At 60.4% G+C, this 16,595-nt stretch carries 11 protein-coding genes and 1 riboswitch; of the genes, 7 read left to right on the forward strand and 4 right to left on the reverse strand.

The window, feature by feature from the left end; translation table 11 throughout:
* Positions 1 to 39 precede the first annotated feature (39 nt).
* From A6070_RS13655 to A6070_RS13670, 4 genes are read right to left on the reverse strand one after another with little or no spacing between them, the layout of a single operon-like run.
* A complete protein-coding gene (locus A6070_RS13655; RefSeq protein ID WP_072286284.1) occupies positions 40 to 1,395 on the reverse strand; it encodes a sigma 54-interacting transcriptional regulator in 1,356 nt (451 codons plus the stop codon).
* A gap of 29 nt (positions 1,396 to 1,424) precedes the next feature.
* On the reverse strand, positions 1,425 to 1,979 hold the full coding sequence (locus A6070_RS15475; protein ID WP_072286285.1) for a hypothetical protein: 555 nt from the start codon (positions 1,977 to 1,979) through the stop codon (positions 1,425 to 1,427).
* Positions 1,976 to 3,421 (reverse strand): HAMP domain-containing sensor histidine kinase, encoded by a 1,446-nt coding sequence (locus A6070_RS13665; RefSeq protein ID WP_072286286.1) that lies wholly within the window; start codon positions 3,419 to 3,421, stop codon positions 1,976 to 1,978. Before A6070_RS13665 ends, A6070_RS15475 begins: the two co-directional genes overlap by 4 nt.
* A gap of 32 nt (positions 3,422 to 3,453) precedes the next feature.
* Entirely contained in the window at positions 3,454 to 4,782 is a 1,329-nt protein-coding gene (locus tag A6070_RS13670) for a radical SAM protein (RefSeq protein WP_072286287.1), read from the reverse strand.
* A 145-nt stretch (positions 4,783 to 4,927) separates the two neighbouring features.
* On the opposite strand from A6070_RS13670, the gene A6070_RS13675 reads away from it, so the two are divergent.
* From A6070_RS13675 to A6070_RS13705, 7 genes are all read left to right on the forward strand, one after another.
* On the forward strand, positions 4,928 to 6,649 hold the full coding sequence (locus tag A6070_RS13675) for a B12-binding domain-containing radical SAM protein (RefSeq protein WP_235605470.1): 1,722 nt from the start codon (positions 4,928 to 4,930) through the stop codon (positions 6,647 to 6,649).
* Positions 6,650 to 7,012: 363 nt separating this feature from the next.
* Positions 7,013 to 7,750 carry a TorF family putative porin gene (locus tag A6070_RS13680; protein WP_072288024.1) on the forward strand — a complete coding sequence of 246 codons (738 nt, stop codon included), beginning with the start codon at positions 7,013 to 7,015 and terminating at the stop codon, positions 7,748 to 7,750.
* 148 nt (positions 7,751 to 7,898) lie between these two features.
* Entirely contained in the window at positions 7,899 to 9,008 is a 1,110-nt protein-coding gene (locus tag A6070_RS13685) for an ABC transporter substrate-binding protein (RefSeq protein ID WP_072286288.1), read from the forward strand.
* A 111-nt stretch (positions 9,009 to 9,119) separates the two neighbouring features.
* Positions 9,120 to 11,381 (forward strand): ethanolamine ammonia-lyase, encoded by a 2,262-nt coding sequence (locus tag A6070_RS13690; protein WP_072286289.1) that lies wholly within the window; start codon positions 9,120 to 9,122, stop codon positions 11,379 to 11,381.
* A 163-nt stretch (positions 11,382 to 11,544) separates the two neighbouring features.
* Positions 11,545 to 12,384: a hypothetical protein gene (locus tag A6070_RS13695; protein ID WP_072286290.1), complete on the forward strand. Its 840-nt coding sequence runs from the start codon at positions 11,545 to 11,547 to the stop codon at positions 12,382 to 12,384.
* Between the two features lie 114 nt (positions 12,385 to 12,498).
* A riboswitch (cobalamin riboswitch) is annotated at positions 12,499 to 12,681 on the forward strand.
* A gap of 121 nt (positions 12,682 to 12,802) precedes the next feature.
* Positions 12,803 to 15,403 (forward strand): cobyric acid synthase, encoded by a 2,601-nt coding sequence (locus A6070_RS13700; RefSeq protein ID WP_072286291.1) that lies wholly within the window; start codon positions 12,803 to 12,805, stop codon positions 15,401 to 15,403.
* Between the two features lie 410 nt (positions 15,404 to 15,813).
* Positions 15,814 to 16,551, forward strand: coding sequence for a TorF family putative porin (locus tag A6070_RS13705; RefSeq protein ID WP_072286292.1), 738 nt, complete (start codon positions 15,814 to 15,816; stop codon positions 16,549 to 16,551).
* The last annotated feature ends 44 nt before the right edge of the window (positions 16,552 to 16,595 follow it).

A 16,595-nucleotide genomic window follows, 5' to 3' on the forward strand; every position in this document is an offset into this window, starting at 1 on the left:
GTCGGGCGGATCATGTCGCCGGAAGGAAACAGGAAAAGATCACTGGTTCTTGAAAAGACTCGGCACGACATGATGTCGTCCCAGCAATTTATAAAATTCGGTGCGATTGCGGCCGGCCAACCGTGCCGCGTGAGCGACATTGCCACGGGTGAATTGCATGAGCCTGACCAGGTAGTCCTGCTCGAACTGGCGGCGGGCTTCACTGAAGGCAGGAATTTTTTCGATATTTTCATGGATGGCATCAGCCACCAGCGAAGCCGAAATCAGCGAAGTGGTACTCAGAGCCAACCCCTGCTCGACCACGTTGATCAATTGCCGCACATTGCCCGGCCAGGACGCCGAAATCAGCGCCTCCATCGCCTCCGGCGCGAAACCGGTAACTTTTTTTCCACTGCGAACAGCGAATTTTTGCAGAAAATGATTGGCCAGAAGCGGTATGTCCTCACGCCGTTCGGCAAGGTTGGGCAATTCGAGGGAAACCACATTGAGACGGTAGTAAAGGTCCTCGCGAAAACGCTCGCTGGCTATTTCTTCTTCGAGATTGCGGTGGGTCGCACTGATGATCCGGACGTCGACGGAGGTGGTGGCCACCGAACCGACCGGCCGCATCTGTTTTTCCTGCAGCACCCGCAGCAGCTTGACCTGCAATGACAGGGGCATGTCCCCGATCTCATCGAGGAACAGGGTGCCACCTTCCGCCGAGCGGAACAGCCCCGGATAATCCTTCATGGCGCCAGTAAAGGCTCCTTTGGTGTGACCGAACAGTTCCGATTCGAGCAGGGTATCGGGAATGGCCCCGCAATTGACGGCGACAAAAGGCTTTGCGGCCCGGACGCTGGCCTTGTGAATGGCGCGGGCGATCAACTCCTTGCCGGTACCGCTCTCGCCTCGGACCAGCACAGCCGCTTCGCTTTGCGCGGCCAGTCTCGCCTTGCTCAGAAGGTCTTCCATGAGCGGACTTTTGGTAATGATTTCGCTACGCCAGGACTCTCCGTGTGCCCCTTGCGCTTCCGGAGGGGCTCCCGAAATGCGCAGGGCGCGCCGGATTTCCTCCAGCAGCACCTTGCTGTCCAAAGGCTTGGTAAGAAAGCTGAACACGCCGCGTCGGGTCGCATCGACCGCATCGGGAATGGAGCCGTGCGCGGTCAGGATGATCACCGGCAAGGACGCCTGGCGGCCGCGAATGGCGTCAAACAGGGACATGCCGTCCATCCCCGCCATGCGCAAATCGGTAATCACCAGATCGGGACGCAATACCGGTATTTTGGCCAGAGCCTCCTCGCCGCTTTCTGCAATGTGCACCTCGTAATCGGCGCCTCGCAGGCGAATCGACAACAGGCGCAGCAAATCGGTGTCGTCATCCACCAACAACAGACGTTGCTTGTCTTCTTTCATTGGTATCCTCGAAGGTCGCCGGCGAAAAGCTAACGCTCGGATTCGCGCTGGCGCAGAATTTTTTCGATATTTTCCAGAGCCCGGAGTTTTTCCTGGAGTTCGCGATTTTTGATCTCCAGCTCCCGACCGCGGGTTTCCAGATCCTGGGCCTGCTGGCGGGCCCTGTCGCGCTCTGAGGTCAGCTGCAGCTGTTCCGCAAGCCGGCCTTCCAGCATCGAGGCTAGAACCAGCAGCCGCTGATCGCCCGGCTCCCGCCGGCGATAATCCCTCAGCAATTCAAGTGCCAGCTGGCGATCCGCCTGAGAACGCCCCGGCTGCACCGCCAGGGCCACCAGCTGGAAAAGGGTTTCGTCATCGGGGTGGCGGCGGTAGGTCTGGCGCAACCGCGTCATCTCCCTGGCGGCCTTTGCGGGGCTCAGGGTTTGGGCTTTTTGGTAGTCGTCCAGCGCGGTCTCGACGGTCATGCTCCCGTTCGGCAACTGTGGCCAGGTCACGCGGGGAAAGACGCCGCAGCCGGCCGTCGACGCCAGCAGCAGCAGTGCGACAATGCTTCGCACACAGCCGGTCGTACCCGTTGGCTTCATGATTCTCCCTCTTGTTCCGCAAGTGGCAGTTTCACCCTGAAACAGGCGCCCCCCAAAGGGCTGTCCAGAACCTCGATACTGGCCCCGTGATCGCGCGCGTATTCCTGCACGATGGACAGGCCAATACCGGTACCCTGAACAGGCCCGAGCACGGGGGAGCTCCCCTGGTAAAACGGCTTGAAAATGTTCTTCCGCTCCTCCGCGGGAATGCCCGGCCCCGAATCGGACACCTCCAGCAAGGCCTTGTCACCTTCCCTGCAAAGCATGATCCGGACAACCCCGTCGACGGGAGTATACTTGACGGCATTGGTCAACAGATTATCCACCAGGTTGCGCAGGCGTTCCCGATCCCCGAACAGCGTCAAATCCTCCATATCCAGTTTCAGATCGAGATTTTTCTTGAGTATCGCCGGCCTCTGGGATGCGGCAATGCCTTTGATAAGCGGCACCATTGGGACGGCGCCGCCACGAAACGGCGATATCCTGGCCTGCATGCGGCTGAAACCAAGCAGATCGTCGATCAGCTTGTGCAGCTGGCGACCGTTTTTCCGCAGAATCAAGGCAATCTCCCGTTGCTGGTCGTTGAGAGGGCCGACCTCTTCTTCGGCCAGCAATTCCGTCCCTTCGCGAATCGAAGCCAACGGCGTTTTCAGTTCGTGGGAAACATGGGAAATAAATTTTCTCTTATCTTTTTCCACCGCATCGAGGCGCTGCCGCAGCCAATCCAGACGGGTGCCCAGAAACCGCAGGTCGTCCGGTCCGCCGACTTCGACGGGCGAGGCAAAATCGCCCTCGCCGAGACGGGAAATGCCCCGGTTTATCTGGCGGATGGGACCGGTAATGCGCCGCGCAAAAAAAGCCGTGAACAGCCCGGTAACCGGTACCAGCAGTACGGCCAGCCAAAGCAGCATGCGCCGTGCACGGGTGGTCGAGGACCGCAGCGCGTCGACTTCACGGACAACCAGCTGCTGACTTTCATCGTGCAGACCCCGGGCCAGACGATTGAGTTCGTCAAACCCCTCCAGAAAGGCCTGATCGTGAGTGAGAGCCTGACCGTTTCCCTGCAACGCGAGATACAGCTGCCGTTCAGCGTCTGCCAGTTGCCGCAGGCGCTGCTGTTGATCGGGCTGCAACGGCAGCGCCCTGAGGTTCTCGATGGAAACCGCAAATTCCTTGTGCTTTTCCTCGATGCCGGCCAGCAGCTCGGCGGCACGCAACACCTGATACTGGCGCACACGCCGTTCCAGGGCCAGCAACTGTTCAACCAGATTGCGGCTCTCCTGCACCACCGACACCGAACGGTATACGGCCTGCGATCCGCGTCGCGCCAGGCGATCCAGAAAAAATTCGGCATTGATCATGGCCAGGTTAAAGGGCAGGGCCACCATGGCGAAACCGATCAATACCAGAGATAGAAACGATTTGGGACGCAGCGGGTGCATGATTCGCCGTTCACATTCTCCTGTCGCCGCAATCAGGCCGGCAGCGGCCAGTCGGTCTCATATCCTTCGGGAAAGAACTGCTCCCGCGTGCGATTGAAATAGCCGTATTGCAAACGCGGAATGCGCTGTTTGAGAAGACGCAGCATCTCGACCATTCCCAGACCCTCTCCCGCCAGCCCCATGGCCCGGCAATAAAAGTCCGGGTCGATGCTCAGGTTGCGCATCTGGATCAGATCGACGCCGGCGTCCTCCACCAGATCCCCGAGAGCCGCGACCTCCTCGGAGAGATCGTTAAGACCGGGGAAAACCAGATAGTTGATCATGGTGAACAGGCCATGACTTTTGGCCCTCCGCAATGATTCGCAAACCTGGGCGAGGGAATAACCACAGGGGCGGTGATAGGCCGTGTAAAAATGTTCCTGCACCGAATTCATCGACACCCGGATGGAGTCGATGCCGGCTTCCGCCAGTCGTTCGACGGCATCGGGGTCGGAAGCGTTGGAGTTGAAATGGATGGTGCCGCGCGCGGTGCGCCGCCGCATCTCGCGCACCGCCTCGCAGATGGTATCCGCCTGCAGAATAGGATCGCCCTCGCAGCCCTGGCCGAAAGAAACGATGGCATTTTCCGCCTGTTCCAGATGCGGCACGGCTATTTGGCAAAGTTCTTCAACCGTCGGCACGAAGGTGATGCGTTCCTGGCTGGAGGGGCAGCAATCGGCTTCCTGCAGGGAAATGCACCCCAGGCAGCGGGCGTTGCACACCGGCGAGGTCGGCAATGGCGCCTCCCAGCGCCGGAAAAACAGGTTCTTGGCAGCGAAACAGTGATAATCCAGAGCACAGCGGGCCAGTTGTTCGAGCAGGCGGTTTTCGGGATGGGCGCGCAGCATTTTTTGGACCAGCGGATCGAGCTTGCGATCGTCGAAATGCTCCGGCTCCCACTGGGTATTGCGGTCAACCCGCACCGCGGCGGCGTAGAACCGCTGTTCCTCGACACACCAGCCGACAGCCGTGTAGGACCACAGGGGCAACTGCACCTGCTTGTCGCCATAGGCGGCGGCCGGCAGCAGGGTGCGGGTATAGCCCGGGGTCAGAAAGGCCGATACCGCCTGAGCTTTGCCACCGCCGTAATGACGCGGCAGTTTGCGCAGAGTGACGGCGCGCCCGTTGCGCCCGTCGCATCCGACCGGCGGGGTACCGGGAATCGTAAAAAGGCGGCTGCCGGCAGGCAGCGGAACAAGCTCCCCGGGGCGGGGCAGCCGGGTGTTTCCGCCGTTCATACCGGCCATAAGCAGATCAGGATATTCAAATACTTCGCCGTTGGCGTCGGCCACCACGGCAAGGATGGTCTTGTTGCTTTTCATGCGGCAGAATCCTCTTTTTTTCGATACGATAACCACTTAGACCGCACAGCATAGCACAGGCAATTGCGCGAGGGAATAGCGTGCCGGCACAATCCCGGCCCGTCGTACATCGATTTTCCCCTTTTCTCGGCCATGATCCTCGGCTATGCTGGCCGCCATGCGCATTGTCCTGACCACTCTTCACAGCAAATTCATCCATGCCAGCCTGGCCCTGCCGCTGCTGGCCGCCTATTGCCGCCATGCACAGCGGACCCTGCTGATCCGTGAATACACGGTGCACGAGCCTAAGGAAACGGTGCTGGCCGCGCTGCTGGCGGAACAGCCGGACGTGGTGGCCTTTTCCGTATATCTCTGGAACCGCACCGCCACCCTGGACCTGGCCGACGCCCTGGTTACGGCACGCCCCGGGCTGCGGGTGGTGCTCGGCGGCCCCGAGGTCTCTTTCGACGGACCGGAGCTGTTTACGCGCCATCCCGGCATCAGCGCCGTGGTACGCGGCGAGGGCGAGCTGCCGCTGCGGGCCCTGCTCGACGCCTGGCAGCACAACGCCTCTCCGGAAGGAATTGCGCGTCTGAACTGGCGCGACGGCGCGAATGTTCAGACAGGACCGGACGGGCCGCTGCTCGATAATCTGGACGCCATCCCTTCGCCCTACCCCCTGGGGCTGGTCGATCTGTCGCGGGGTCTGGTCTATCTCGAAACCAGCCGCGGCTGCCCTTACCGCTGTGCTTTTTGCATGAGCGCCCTCGACGAGCGGGTACGCTCCTATTCGATGCCCCGCATCCGTGCCGACCTGCAATGGCTGATGGAACGCAACGTCCCCTGCATCAAGCTGGTCGACCGCACCTTCAATTACGATATCGAAAGAGCCCGCGAGATCTTCCGCTTCATTTTGGAAAACAACCGTGACAGCCGGTTCCATTTCGAAATCGGCGCGCACCTGCTGGACGAAGCGACGCTGACCCTGCTGGAGCAGGTTCCCGCCGACACCTTTCAATTCGAGATCGGGGTACAATCGACCCTGCCGCGAACCCTGGCCGCCATCCGCCGTGAAACCTCGCTGGAGCGGCTGGAAACCAACGTCCGCAGGCTGCGCCGCGCCGGCAACATCCATCTGCACCTTGACCTGATCGCCGGCCTTCCGGAAGAAGGCAGCGCCTCCTTTCTGCAATCCGTCGACCGCATCATGGCATTGCGCCCCCATCACCTGCAGCTTGAACCGGTCAAGCTGCTGCCCGGCGCACCCCTGCGCCGGGACGCCCGGGCCCTGGGTTTGCGTTTCGATCCGCACCCACCCTACACCGTGCTGGGCACGCCCCAGCTGTCCTTCGAGGAACTGGAGCGGCTGCGGGGCATCAGCCGGCTGCTCGATCTGACCTGGAACGCCGGGCGGCTGCAGCTGTTCCTGGAGCAGCTTGCCGTGCTTTACGGCAGCCTTTCCGCCGGGCTGGGCGCACTGGAGGCCTTCTGGCGACGACGCAATCTGTTCCGCCATCCCCTGTCCCAGCGGGGTCTGTTCGAGGCCTGCTGGGAGTTTCTGCAAAGCGGCGCCGGGGCCACCGCAGGCACCGAACCGCGGGAAGCTTTGGCCCGGGACTTTTTGCGCGTCGAGCGGGTTGCGCCCGCCCAGGCTCCAGCTTTTCTGGATCTGGACCTGACCAGCGAAGAGCAGGAACAGGTAAAGGAACAGGTTCGCCTGCAATCCGAAGCCATCAGAGGACAGGGGATCAAGCTGCAGCACCTGGCCTGCGTCTTCCGCTGCCTGCCCGGCCGCCCCTTGCGCCGCACGGTGCTGCTGGCTCTTTATCTGACCTGCCCCGGAAAACCCATGCAGACCCGGGAAATATATCTTCAACAACCAACCTGACGCCTTCCACCAGCCCGGTTTTTGCATTATTTCCCGTTTTTTCCACCTGTTACCGGCACACCATCCTTGCAAGACAGCGACTCTGTGTTACTTTTTGAACTGTAGAGAAACTGCCGGCCAGCCCCCGCCGTTCGGGGGAGGCCGGTGTTTGCGCCTGACATGTTCCCGACGGCGCACACCAAAAATCGCAGGGGAGGACATGGCATCGTCCAGACCCCGGCGGTTTCCATTTCATGTTTTGACGATAGCACCGACGACCTGTCGGCAAAAGGGAGGGGACCCTGTTTCCAGACGGTTGCGCGGCTACCGGGAAGGTGCCCGGGCAGTCGGCAACCTTTCATGCTGAACATGGAGGTAAAAAACATGAAAAGACGGAGCGTGTTGTTTCTCGCAATGTTCGTGCTGTGCGCCGGGCTGACCACCACCGCCCAGGCCAAGATCGAGGTTGAAGGCGATGTCTACGCAGGCATCTGGGACAAGTACATGTGGCGTGGTTTCAATCTCAGCGACTCCCGCCCCACCATCCAGGCCGGTATCGACCTGACCCTCGGCAGCGGCTGGACCCTCAGCACCTGGCACAACTGGCAGCTCACCAGCGGCCCCAACTGGAATGCCGGCGAACTTAACGAAACCGACGTCATCCTCACCTATGCCTTCGACCTGGGCGACATGATTTCCATGTCGGTGGGCGACATCTGGTACATGATCGAGGGCGAAGACACCAACGAACTGTTCGTCACCTTCACCCTCAACACCCTGCTCTCCCCGAACCTGAAAATCTCCTACGACTGGGACCGCGCCGAGGAAGACGGGCTGTTCTACAGCTTCGACATCAGCCACACCTTCGACCTCGGGCAATGGGTTCCCAACACGGCCCTGAACCTTGGGGCCCTGGTCTCCTACAACCAGCATGCCGACGGCACCGTGGCCGACTATGCCGGCTGGCATAACTACGAGCTGAGCGCCAGCATCGACTATGCCCTGAACGACCAGATGACCATCAGCCCGATCTTCATTTTCTCGTCGCCGATCAGCTCGGCCGCCAAGGACCTCATCGACACCGAGACGGCCGCGGCCCTCAACCTGACCTTCGCTTTCTAGGCAGGCGACAAAGGATCCACAAAACCGGAAACCGGCGGGGGACCAAGTTCCCCGCCGGCACCGTTTGACCGGCTTGTTTCCATTCCGGCCAGGCAGCAACTCAAGGCAACCCACCAACCCCGCACACCAAAACAGCAGGAGGACCACGATGAGAAAGGCATTCTGGAGCGTACCGTTTGTCGGCATCCTGGGCCTGGTCGCCATCGGCCTGGCACTGGCCCCGGGCTGCAGCAAAACCAAAAAGGAGACCTTGCGCATCACCTGCTGGGCCGGCTACGCCAAACCCTATGTGGCCGAGTTCCAGAAACTGGTCAAGGAAAAGCACGGCATCGACGTGGAGGTGCAGATTTCCAACCCCACCGATCAGGACGAATTTTTTCAGGCGGTAAAGGACAACACCGCTGATCTGATCTCACCGCCCATCGAGCTGCCCAAAACCCCGCGTTTCTATTGTTACACCGCGGGCAGTGAATACCTGCAGCCGGTGGATGTCAACAACATCCCCAACCTGAAAAACATGATGGCCGTGTTTCGCGACGACATTACGCCCATAAATGCAGGCAACCGCTACGGCGTCCCCTACAACTGCGGTCCCTATGGACTGGCTTATAACGCGGGCGTCATCGACACCGCGCCGGACACCTGGAACGTTCTGTGGGAACCGCGTTTCGCCGGCAAGTACACCATCAACAACAACTTCCCCAAGGTTAACGTCTGGATCACCGCGCTGGCCCTTGGCTACGGCTATGCGGATATCTTCGACATCGAGCGACTTGACCGTGAAAAGATCCAGCAACAGCTCAATATTCTGGCCCAAAACGCCAAAAGTCTGTGGGACGGCGCCGCCAATCCGGATGAGTTCCCCGAGCTTTCGCTGGCCACCACCTGGGGCTTCGCAGCCCAGCAGGCCAACCTCAAAGGCGGCAACTGGCGGATCGCGGCTCCCAAAGAAGGCGGAACCGCCTGGATCGATGCCTGGTATCTTGGCGCCGGCGCCAAAGGCGTGACCAAAACCCTGGCCGAGGAATGGATCAACTTCATGCTTGACCCGGCCCGGCAGGCCGATGTGGTGAAATCCCAGGGCGTCTCACCCGTCGTGGCCGATACCGGCGACCTCCTCAATGCCGAGGAAAAAGCCATGTTCCACGTCGGCGATGAAAATTACTTCAAAACCGTCGCCCTGTGGCGGGTCATGACCGAGGAAACCGAAAAAGCATTCAACGACATGTGGGAGGAGGCGAAAAAACACCGGAAATAGAAAACCGCAACATCTCCACTTTGGTATGCGTGTAAACGAACCTGATACATGGGACCCCGCCAGCAAGGGCGGGAAAATTCCCGTGGCTCACCCGAGAAACGGAGGTGTCACATGCAACGCAGCAGAAAACTTTTGTACGGCATCACTTTTGGCCTGGCGCTGTGCTTCGTGGCCAGCCTGACCGGAGCCGTCACCGTCAGCGACGTCAAGCCAGGTGAAGATGTCTTCGCCTACGTGACACGCGTCAAGGGTCAGTTCGATCAGACCCTTTACCAGCAGGTGGTCGGCGCCGCCAACTCCTTCAAGGAAGGGGACGAGGCAATAGGCGTGGCGGCCGATAACGACGTCAGCCGCGAAAACGCCCGAAAACTGCTGGCCAACACCAAGATCAAGGATCTGCTGGCCAAGCCCCTGTTCGTGGACGCCCAGTACGACCTGATCACCGACACCACCGACAAGGCCCAGTACAACAAGGTCAAAAACTGGACCCTTGGCGAACTCAAGAATTTCATCCTGACCAAGTCCGAAAAAGAAATCAAGGGCATCATGTACGGGTTGCACAGCGACATCATCGGCAACGTGGTGAAGCTGATGTCCAACCAGGAACTGACCAAGGTCGGGCAGACGGTCTTCAATCCCCTGCCCGGTTCCAAAATCGGAGCCAAGGGTTATTTCAGCGCCCGCATTCAGCCCAACTCACCGACCGACAACCCCGAAGACATCGTCTGGCAGGTCTTCGATGCCTATTCCTTCGCCGTCGGCGACCTGGTAGTGGGCACCAACCCGGTCGACAGCCAGGAGAGCAGCGTGGAGGCTATCGAACTGGCGCTGCGTGACGTCATGCAGACCTTTGACGTGGACAAATACAACCCCTGGTGCGTTCTGGCGCATATCGACGTGCAGGCCGCGGTGGAAAAAAACAACCCCGGCAGCACCGCCATCTGGTTCCAGAGCCTGGCCGGCGTGGTCGATGCCAACAAGACCTTCGACCTGACTCTGGAAAAAATGATGGATTACGCCAAAATGCGCACCGGCAAGTACGGTCTCTATCATGAAACCGGACAGGGCGCCGACTTCACCAACGGTCATGGCAAGGGGTTCGACATGGTGGTGCATGAATCGCGCAAATATGGCTTTGCGCGCGCCCTCAAGCAGCAGGTGGCCGCCGCCCAGACCACCGGCCAGGGTGCCTGGTGCCATGTCAACGATGTGGCCGGATTCATCGGACCGGAAATTTTCAAAACCCGCGAGCAGCTGGTGCGCTGCTGCCTGGAAGACATCGCCATGGGCAAGCTGCATGGTCTGATCATTGGCCTTGACATCTGTTCGACGCTGCACATGCCCGTCACCCTCAACGATCTCGACTGGTGCCAGGACCAGATCGCACCGGCCAACCCCGGGTACATGATGGCCCTGCCGACCAAGAACGACCCGATGCTCAGCTACCTGACCACCGCCTATCAGGACCATGTCCGCATGCGTGAAAAGTTCGGTTACAAAATCAACGACGACATGTGGAACTTCTTCAAGAAAATCAAAGTCATCGACGCCAACGGCAGGCCCACGGAACATTTTGGCGATCCGATCTGGGTCTACTATCAGTACCGCCTGGCCAAGGGCGACAAGCGCGCCATGAAGGAAATCTACGCCGAAGGCCAAAAAGCCGTCGACCGGGTGCAGGGCCGCGGCGTGCCTCTGGCCATCGGCTACGGCAAGAACATCTGGGACCTCGAACCGGAACTCGACAAGAAAATTCGTGCCCTTTATGACGACGCCAAGGTCAGCCTGTGGGCCGAATTCACGCCCGAGTTCATCGCCTCCATCCCCAATGCCGTAACGGTGCAGACCAAATCGGCCGACCGGGAAGACTATGTGGCGCACCCGAGCACCGGCGAGGAATTCAACGACGCCGCCGTGGCAACCCTCAACAAACTGCGGGCGGCCTGGGGTGGCAAAGCGCCGGACGTACAGGTGATCATTTCCGATGGCCTGAACGCCAAAGCCCTCATGGATGAGAATCACCTCATGCCCTTCCTTGAAGAACTGCAGGCGCAACTGGCCAAAATGGGCTGGACCCTCGCCAAAGAAAACATCGTGGTCACCAGCGGCCGCGTACGCGCCGGTTATCGCGCCGGTGAAATCCTGTACACCGACCCCGGCGCCAAACCGAAGGCCATCATCCACATCATCGGCGAACGCCCGGGCAGCGGGCATCACGCCTATTCGGCCTATCTGACCCGTCTGGCTCCGGCGACCTGGGTGGCAAAAGGCGCCGACCATGACAAAACCAAGGTTATCTCCGGCATCTCCGATACCGGCCTCGAACCGAAAAAAGCTGCGGGACAGGTTGTAAAACTCCTGCAGGAAATGTAGCACCTGCCGGGTCACCGGCGCTGCTGCCGGTGACCTGACAGTTCCTGTTGTTTCGATCAGCAAAGGCGTAACGGTCATCTTTTCGCCGTTACGCCTTTATTTGATTGTGCATGCCGGCCTTCCGGCCTGTGCTGGCAACCCCGAGGTATAAAGACACCATTGCATGGACCCTGACATCCCACCCATACCGCCGCAGGACGAACCGCCCCTTGTGGACCACCGGCGCCCGGGCCTGGTGCGCGAAGTTTTGCATAAAACGCAACTTTGGGGTCACGCCCTGGCAATCAGCCCATTTTACCGCTTCGGCGAAGCGGGAAATCTCATGTACACGGTCGGTAAAGGCATCCTGGAAGGAGCGGTGCTTTACACCATGTTCAGCATGGCGCAGACCGAATACCAGGTCGCCGCGATCCTGGGGGTGTTGACCAAATACATCTACCCGGCCATCACCTTCGTCAGCAGCGTCAAGGTTTCCTCCTTCGTCGATCACCTGGAACGTCATGACAACAAACAATACCAGATGCAAAAGCTCATCGACGGGCTGATGATTATCGGCGTTGGACAGACTCTCGGCGCTTTGATGCTGGTATTGTGTTATCCGCCGTTTTTCAGCGCCTGCTTCGACGGTTGGGGCATCAGCCGCTATCTGCTCATCGCCCTGTATCTGCTGCATCACATCTTCGACGGTTCGGCCCAGGTTGCCGAAGGACGCATCTGGTTCAAACTCATCGAAATCAAGCTGCGCCACGGTAAACTGGCCCGCATCTCCGGAAATTTCTGGGGCATCCATGCCATGAGTCAGAACATCCAGCTGATACTCGGCCTGATCCTGCTATGGGGAGCCACTTTAATTACGGGGCTGCATCGCCAGCGTCTCGATGCCGCAATCATGTGGGGCGTCGTTCTGAGCGGCACCCTGCTGACCGGCTTTGCCAAATTCTGCCTGCCCCTGGCCTGGTTTCTGCGCCTGCGCCATCAGCCGCAATCCGACTCCCCCGACTGAGCCATAAGCAAATCCCCCCTTTTGGGGGATGGCCTTTTACGCGCCTATCGGCTAAAAACAGAAGCAGGCGGGAAGGTCAGCGCGGCAACCTTATGATGGCGGCCTTCCCGCCGTACAATTCGACCAGGGACAGGTGCCATACAAGCCTGACAGGGAAGACGGTGTAAATCCGTCGCGGTCCCGCCGCTGTAACCGGTGACGATGGCCACACAATGCCACTTTTCGCGCGTGAAAGGGAAGGCGTGGCCGGCAGGATGATCCGGAAGCCAGAAGACCTGCCTGTCCCGCACAGGTGCTGTCGCGGCCTTCGCGGATTGAAGCCTGACAATTCAGGGCCGTGTGCATGGATTTTTCTGGCGGATAAAAACGGTATCCCCGGAGCTTCTGGCTCCGGGATTTTTGCTTTTGGGGGCAAAGCATGAACGACACGCAAAGCTTTCGGGTGCACCACGCGACCCACCTTCGGCAGCTGGCCATGACTGCCGGAGTGGACCCCGATAAGCTGCTCGACTTTTCGGCCAGCACCAACCCCCTGGGTCCGCCCGAATGGCTGCGGGCGCGTATCAGCGCCAGCATCAGCGCCCTGCCACACTACCCCGAGCCCGGCAACCAGGCGCTGATCGAAGCCGCCTGCCAGCGCTACGGCGTTACCGCCTACCAAATCATCGCCGGCAACGGATCCACCGAACTGATTTACCTGCTCCCCCGTGCCCTCCGGGCGCGGCACGCGCTGATTCCCGTACCGAGCCATCCTGTTTACGCCACCGCGGCGAAAGTCGCGGGGCTGGCGGTGCATCTTATGCCCCTTGCCGCCGAAGACGGTTTCGCCCTGGATTTCGACCGCCTCGAAACCGCCCTGCAGCAATCCGGCGAGGGGCCACGAGTGGTGTTTCTGGGGCAACCGAACAATCCCGCCGGCACCATCTTCGACGCCCTGCGAATACGGTATCTGGCCGGCCGGTTTCCGGCAACCACCTTCGTCGTCGACGAAGCCTTTGGCGATTTTGTGGAGGATTTCGACAGCCTTACCGCCAGCCGGCCCGCCAATGTGGTGGTCATGCTGTCCCTGACCAGGGTTTTTGCCATCCCCGGCCTGCGTCTCGGACTCGCCGTCGCTTCCCCTTCCATAGTGCAGAAGATCGAAGCGCTGCAACCGCCCTGGTCGGTCAACACCCTTGCCCAGAAAGTCGGCGTCGACGCCCTGCGCGACACCGCATACCTGCAAACATCCCGCACTGCCGTGGCCTCCCTGCGCAGCACCCTGCGCCGGCAGCTCGAACAGATCCCCTACCTCACCGTATATCCGGGTGAAGCGACGTTCCTGCTGATCCGCTGCGATCATCGATCGATGGATGCCCGCGCCCTGGCCTCGCGCCTCATCAAACGGGGTTTGGCTATCCGTGTCTGCGACAACTTCGAGGGGCTCGACGGGCGCTATTTCCGGGTTGCGGTGCGCAACGAAGCGGAAAATCGCCAACTGGTGGGGGCCTTGCGCCAGGAGCTGTTCATGGCGCCGCTGGTCACGGCCCGGCGGCGTACCCCGGCCATCATGTTCCAGGGCACCGGCTCCAGCGTCGGCAAAAGTGTCCTGACCGCCGCCCTGTGCCGCATCATGCTGCAGGACGGCTACCGGGTAGCACCCTTCAAAGCCCAGAACATGGCCATCAATTCCTTCAGCACGCCCGATGGCGGGCAGATGGGGCACACCCAGGCGGTGCAGGCCCAGGCCGCCCGTCTCGATCCGGATGTGCGCATGAATCCGATCCTGCTCAAACCGGACAGCGATCAGGGCAGTCAGGTCGTGTTGTGCGGCAAGCCGGTCGGCACTATGCGGCTGATGGATTTTTTCCGTTACAGGACCGAGGCGTTCGAGCAGGCCAGGGAGTGCTATGATGCGCTGGCCGGCGAATACGATGCCATGCTACTGGAGGGTGCCGGCAGTCCCGCCGAAGTCAATCTCAAGGCGCATGACATCGTCAACATGAAAATGGCCCTGCATGCCAGCGCACCGGTGCTGATGGTCGGTGATATCGACCTCGGCGGCGTATTCGCCTCCTTCGTCGGCTCCATGGAAGTTTTGTCGGAACGCGAGCGGAGCCAGGTAGCCGGTTTTGTCATCAACCGCTTCCGCGGCCGCACCGACCTGCTCAAGGATGCCCTCGACTACACGCTGCGACACACCGGCCGTCCGGTGCTCGGCGTGGTTCCTTACCTGGAAAACCTTGGGCTTTTCGGGGAGGATTCCGTCGGGATCAAAGGCGGCCTGTTCCATGACGGCGAATGCGCCGGGGATAGCGTCGATATCGCCGTGCTCGATCTGCCGCACATTTCCGGTTTCACCGACCTCGAGCCGCTGCGTATCGAACCGGATGTGCGCCTGCGGACGGTGCGACGCGGACAGGACCTGGGCCGGCCCGATGCCATCATCCTGCCGGGGAGCAGAAATGTCATCGGCGACCTCACCTTTTTACGCGCCGTCGGCCTCGACCGGATTCTGCAGCAAAGGGCACAGGAAGGCGGTTGCGAAATTATCGGCCTCTGCGGCGGATATCAGATCCTCGGCCGCTCCATCTGCGACGTTCATGGCCTCGAATCGCCGGGAACCAATCTGGTCGGCCTCGACCTGCTGCCCATCGACACGGTCCTGCACCCGGAAAAGGCCCTTGTGCGGACCGAAGCACGCCACCGCATTTCGGGCCTGAAGGTTGGCGGTTATGCCATCCATCATGACCAGAACCGCAGCGGCCCGGCACCGCCTGCACTGATCGACAACAACGGCCAGGCGCTGGGCGCCTGCCGTGGCGACGGCCTGGTGTGGGGCAGTTACCTCCACGGCCTGTTCGATTCGGACGGTTTCCGCCGCTGGTTCATCGATCGGTTGCGCCAACGCAAGGGGCTCAGACCCCTCGGCACCGTACAGGCCTGTTACGACCTGGAACCGGCTTTCGAGCGACTCGCCGACGCGGTAAGGCAGAGCCTCGATATTTCCGCCATCTATCGACTCATGGGGCTGCGCTGACCCTCGAATCACCGCACCGGAACGGGCCGGCAGCGGCAGCATCCGACTAGTGGCACGGAACCTTTGGCAGGCCATTCGCGTAAAAGTGGCATGCCGGCGGCGTCCTGGACAAACGGCATTTGCAAACTCCCGTGCGGGCGTCTCGCCCCGGCAATCCCGAAACGCACCTCCCTTCAAGATTTCCTGTACCCCACCGTGCTTCATCCCCCGATTGGGGAGTAAAATTCCCCTCCGTTGGGGGATACTCCCGCCTGCCTTTCCTGAGGTATTTTATTTCTCGGATATCGGCAGGTTTTATCCTGCCCCCTGTAAAACCGCGTTTTTCCAATCACCGCGTTCGCGGGCGGTTTGTTTTCCGGATTTCCCGGAAAATTCATTGCCCCTTTTTCATCCCCATGGAGGTGTATCGTATGAAAAAGTGGAGTGTGTTACTGGTTTCCGTCTTCATGCTGGCCGTTGGCTTCGCCAGCCAGGCCCAGGCCAAGATCGAGGTTGAAGGCGATGTCTACGCAGGCATCTGGGACAAGTACATGTGGCGTGGTTTCAATCTCAGCGACTCCCGCCCCACCATCCAGGCCGGTATCGACCTGACCCTCGGCAGCGGCTGGACCCTCAGCACCTGGCACAACTGGCAGCTCACCAGCGGCCCCAACTGGAATGCCGGCGAACTTAACGAAACCGACGTCATCCTCACCTATGCCTTCGACCTGGGCGACATGATTTCCATGTCGGTGGGCGACATCTGGTACATGATCGAGGGCGAAGACACCAACGAACTGTTCGTCACCTTCACCCTCAACACCCTGCTCTCCCCGAACCTGAAAATCTCCTACGACTGGGACCGCGCCGAGGAAGACGGGCTGTTCTACAGCTTCGACATCAGCCACACCTTCGACCTCGGGCAATGGGTTCCCAACACGGCCCTGAACCTTGGGGCCCTGGTCTCCTACAACCAGCATGCCGACGGCACCGTGGCCGACTATGCCGGCTGGCATAACTACGAGCTGAGCGCCAGCATCGACTATGCCCTGAACGACCAGATGACCATCAGCCCGATCTTCATTTTCTCGTCGCCGATCAGCTCGGCCGCCAAGGACCTCATCGACACCGAGACGGCCGCGGCCCTCAACCTGACCTTCGCTTTCTAGGCAGGCGACAGCCGGACGGAAGTCCCCGTAACAAATCATGGGCG

It is taken from the genome of Syntrophotalea acetylenica, from assembly GCF_001888165.1.
GTDB classification, from domain to species: Bacteria; Desulfobacterota; Desulfuromonadia; order Desulfuromonadales; family Syntrophotaleaceae; genus Syntrophotalea; species Syntrophotalea acetylenica.

Bases quoted from the DNA above. Each gene is read 5' to 3' on its own strand.
- A6070_RS13700 (WP_072286291.1), top strand. From the start codon at position 12,803: ATGAACGACACGCAAAGCTTTCGGGTGCACCACGCGACCCACCTTCGG.
- A6070_RS13675 (WP_235605470.1), top strand. From the start codon at position 4,928: ATGCTGGCCGCCATGCGCATTGTCCTGACCACTCTTCACAGCAAATTC.
- A6070_RS13685 (WP_072286288.1), top strand. From the start codon at position 7,899: ATGAGAAAGGCATTCTGGAGCGTACCGTTTGTCGGCATCCTGGGCCTG.
- A6070_RS13690 (WP_072286289.1), top strand. From the start codon at position 9,120: ATGCAACGCAGCAGAAAACTTTTGTACGGCATCACTTTTGGCCTGGCG.
- A6070_RS13655 (WP_072286284.1), bottom strand. From the start codon at position 1,395: ATGAAAGAAGACAAGCAACGTCTGTTGTTGGTGGATGACGACACCGAT.
- A6070_RS13695 (WP_072286290.1), top strand. From the start codon at position 11,545: ATGGACCCTGACATCCCACCCATACCGCCGCAGGACGAACCGCCCCTT.
- A6070_RS13670 (WP_072286287.1), bottom strand. From the start codon at position 4,782: ATGAAAAGCAACAAGACCATCCTTGCCGTGGTGGCCGACGCCAACGGC.
- A6070_RS13705 (WP_072286292.1), top strand. From the start codon at position 15,814: ATGAAAAAGTGGAGTGTGTTACTGGTTTCCGTCTTCATGCTGGCCGTT.
- A6070_RS13665 (WP_072286286.1), bottom strand. From the start codon at position 3,421: ATGCACCCGCTGCGTCCCAAATCGTTTCTATCTCTGGTATTGATCGGT.
- A6070_RS15475 (WP_072286285.1), bottom strand. From the start codon at position 1,979: ATGAAGCCAACGGGTACGACCGGCTGTGTGCGAAGCATTGTCGCACTG.
- A6070_RS13680 (WP_072288024.1), top strand. From the start codon at position 7,013: ATGAAAAGACGGAGCGTGTTGTTTCTCGCAATGTTCGTGCTGTGCGCC.